We start from the raw sequence: 2617 nt of genomic DNA, 5'->3' as shown, positions 1-2617 counted from the left end.
CAGTTCAGAGGGGGCATTCCACGGTGTTTTCACCGAGATTTGACCTGCCAGAGAAATACATCTGCTGGGTTCAATGGGGTCATTAATAGGCTCTCACCCCGACTCTCCAATCGTGTTTTCGGCTTTCTTTGCATTCAGGATCCTGTTCAGGACATCAACGCATTTCGAAAGATCGTCGGGATCAATACCCCCAACCAGACGCGCATGAAAATCGTTGATCAATGGGGCGATTTCACTGAGCTTCTGTTCCCCCTTCCTGGTCAGGACGACTGTCCGCTTTCGCTGGTCCGTTTCCGAGATCCTCCTGTTCGCCAAACCGGCATCTACCAGCTGGTCAACGGTACGGCTTGCGGTGGATTGTTCCAGTACGGCGAGGGCGGCAAGTTCTCCAACAGTCAGTTCTCCATGCGCAGAGAGGCTGGAAAGAAGCCGCAGCTTGGGGGTGGGCAGTTTCTGATCCGCCAGCATCGCGTTCAGCTCCGAGCTCCAGATATGGGTCAGTCGGGTCAGGAGATAGGGGAGAAAGGAATCGAGTTCATCCGCCTTGTGAAACGGAAAGCTCGGATTGAGGGTGGGGTAGCTATCAGCCAAGGGCGTCACCCGCGTGCATTTCCTCCAGGATTTCGCGCAGTGCTGTGTTCGCAGCGGTCAGTTCTTCATCGGGAACCTGCTGAAGAATGTCGGCCAGGATGCTGTTATGGGCATCGCGTGCCATCAGGAATTTCTGCTCGCCGATTTCCGTCAATCTGGCCGAAAAGGACCGGCGGTCCTCGGTCGACATGGCCTTGATGACCAAACCGTCCTTGATCAGCCGAGTCACCAGGCCGGATACATTGCCATTGGACACTTTCAATGCGCTTGACAGCTGGCCCATGCTGATGCCCTCGGGGGTCCGCGCCAGTTGGGCCATGGCATCGAACTTGGCAAGGCTTAGCCCGACCTCGTCCTGCATTCGCTTGTTCAGCTCTGCAAAGATATCGCTGTGCAGCCGAAGGACGCTTAGCCAGAACCGCGTCTGGTTGCGTTGTCTCGCATCGCTTTTGCCAGTCTCGCCCATGTCATCCAGGAATGTCGCTTCAGTCGGTCGCTAAGGTATTTGCTTTTGCATAGATCAGCAATGCGTCACGGATGTCTGCGGGAACTTCAATGGATTGGTGAGTATCCAGTCCGGTGGTGACGGTGACGAAATGCCCGCGCAGGGCCTCTTGTCCATCCTTCAAGGCGTGAAGGGTCAGCCCGTAGGACTTGGTTCCGACCTTGTTGACCGCAACAAGAATTTCCACCTCCTCGCCCATCATGCAGGGGGTGAAGAATGTGGCCGATGCCGAGACATATCCCAGCCCCGTCCGGCGGGTTCCGATCACCTCCTGATAGGGTATGCCGAGCACATCGTCGAACCATTCCTCGATCACCCGGTTGAAGAGGTCAAAGAACTTGGGTGTATAGACGATCCCTGCCGGGTCACATTGCCCGTGCCGGAATTTCGTCGTCGCCGACCACAGCCCGGCAGGCAGGTCGGTTCGGGTCAGCGGGCGTCTGCTATCTTGTACGTTCATGTCGGGCCTTGTGTCTCCTCGGTAAATGAGCGGATTGTCTGAATGGTTCCGTCAAGATCGTCCCCATTGCCGTCCTTGAGGGCGGATCGCAGCAGCCTGTCGGCCCATTCGGCGGCATCATCGCGATGCGAGATGGTGCGGATCATCTGCATGACCCGGTCAAACTTGGAATGGGCGCGATCATGGGTGTCGGAATAGCCCTTGATCAGTCGCCGCACCGACAGGATGGCCACCGCCAGATCGTAATTGTGCGACAGCGCCTTAGTGGCCTCTGACAGCCAGGCGGTGCGATGTTCAACCTCGTTTATATGGCGCAGAGAGCGACGACGCAGGGGTTTTAGCCCGGCCATCATGTAAAGCAGCAGAAAGCCACGAAGCGAATAGGTGCGCACCCGCCGCCCCTTGTCGATGCGGCGGTCGAGCCAGGCGTAGAGCCGGGGCTTTCCATGCAGCCACCGCGCAAGCCCTGCGGGAATGGTCGAGGCAAGCTCCTCCAGCCGGGGATGCATGAATTCGGTCGTGCTCAGGATCTGGCCCTTACCCAGGTTCATATCTTCCGCGATCCGGGCTCGCCGTGCGGCGCGGGTTTTCAGATCGGCGACCCGAATGACGTCATCATAAGCCATCGCGTTGGCCAGATATTTCGCGGCGGTTTCGGTGAAGCGGAACCCGTTGGCCGCACCGCCTGCGTCAAGATCCTGTGCGGCGATGTCCCGAAGGATATCCAGATATTCTCCGCCATAGGCCGCGTCCTGAAAATTGACGACCTTGCGAAGGCCGAGGAACGCCATGTGACGGGCGGGTTTGGGTAGCTCCGATCTTAGCCGCTGCAACAGCGCATTGGCTCGCGCATCCGGGAGTGTTGCGGGCGGTGCAAGGGGCGATAAGGCGTCGAGATCACCCGTCGTGTCGCCGCCGCCTGTTTCCCCCGCCTCTGTCCGGGCATGGGCCGCATCAAAGGCCCGCAGGCTTGCCGCCACCCCCTTGCCGCTCGCGTTGATGACCAGACGGTAGTCCTCCACGGAAAACGGCAGCGCGCGAGAGGCTGCTAGACTTCCGAA

Annotated in this window: 4 protein-coding genes; all 4 read right to left on the bottom strand. The window is 58.8% G+C overall.

The features are described from left to right. Positions 1 to 93: 93 nt before the first annotated feature. Entirely contained in the window at positions 94 to 591 is a 498-nt protein-coding gene (locus BKY26_RS19435) for a MarR family winged helix-turn-helix transcriptional regulator (RefSeq protein WP_071692029.1), read from the bottom strand. Further along, complete coding sequence (locus BKY26_RS19430; RefSeq protein WP_071692027.1) at positions 584 to 1057, bottom strand: MarR family winged helix-turn-helix transcriptional regulator; 474 nt, start codon at positions 1055 to 1057, stop codon at positions 584 to 586. The genes BKY26_RS19435 and BKY26_RS19430 overlap by 8 nt, the downstream gene beginning before the upstream one ends. 19 nt (positions 1058 to 1076) lie before the next feature. Further along, on the bottom strand, positions 1077 to 1556 hold the full coding sequence (locus BKY26_RS19425; RefSeq protein WP_083431531.1) for an acyl-CoA thioesterase: 480 nt from the start codon (positions 1554 to 1556) through the stop codon (positions 1077 to 1079). Next, positions 1553 to 2617 (bottom strand): indolepyruvate oxidoreductase subunit beta family protein (locus BKY26_RS19420; protein WP_071692026.1); only part of this gene is annotated, 1065 nt, incomplete at its 5' end. The genes BKY26_RS19420 and BKY26_RS19425, both read right to left, overlap by 4 nt.

It is taken from the genome of Nioella sediminis, from assembly GCF_001879695.1.
Classification (GTDB): Bacteria; Pseudomonadota; Alphaproteobacteria; order Rhodobacterales; family Rhodobacteraceae; genus Nioella; species Nioella sediminis.
The sequence above is the reverse complement of the archived record's forward strand: the minus strand, read 5'-3'. Positions and strand labels throughout refer to the sequence as shown.